This window comes from Achromobacter sp. Marseille-Q0513, assembly GCF_018195695.1.
Classification (GTDB): domain Bacteria; phylum Pseudomonadota; class Gammaproteobacteria; order Burkholderiales; family Burkholderiaceae_B; genus Achromobacter.
In genome coordinates, this window is sequence record NZ_JAGTJY010000536.1 from 1 (window position 1) to 444 (window position 444).

Sequence of the window (444 nt, forward strand, 5' to 3'; positions counted from 1 at the left end):
TCGCGTCCTAGGAGATATCTATCAGGTCGAGCCGGCCCATATCCACTTGATGGACGAAATCGAGGACTACCGTCCCGGCCGGCCCGGCTGCTTCCTGCGCCGCGACGTGCTGGCGCGCCTCGCGCAGCCCGGCCCGGACGGCGCGGAACTGTCCTGCCAGTACTACCCGATCGATCCCGCCTTGCGGGGCGCCGCCAGCGACATCGCGGCCGTCGACCAGGTCACGGACTGGATCCTTCACCGACGCGCCGGGAACGCTTGCGCGACGTTCATGTCCAAGGACGCCGCGCGCAGGTAAGACACCCGTAGTAACAACGGACTACAATAGCAATTGTCATCAAGCTTCCTGCCCGCACCGGCTACCCGCCGCTCGACGGGCGCTATAGAGGTCACTATGCCAAAACGGGTCCCCGTTGCCCCTGATGCCGCCCCTTGCTCCACGTG

The 444-nt window shown here is 65.8% G+C and carries 1 pseudogene; it reads left to right on the forward strand.

Annotated features, from left to right (window positions below):
* Positions 1-298 (forward strand): annotated as a pseudogene (locus tag KDH83_RS31650) (gamma-glutamylcyclotransferase); the annotation flags it as partial.
* Between the last annotated feature and the right edge of the window lie 146 nt (positions 299-444).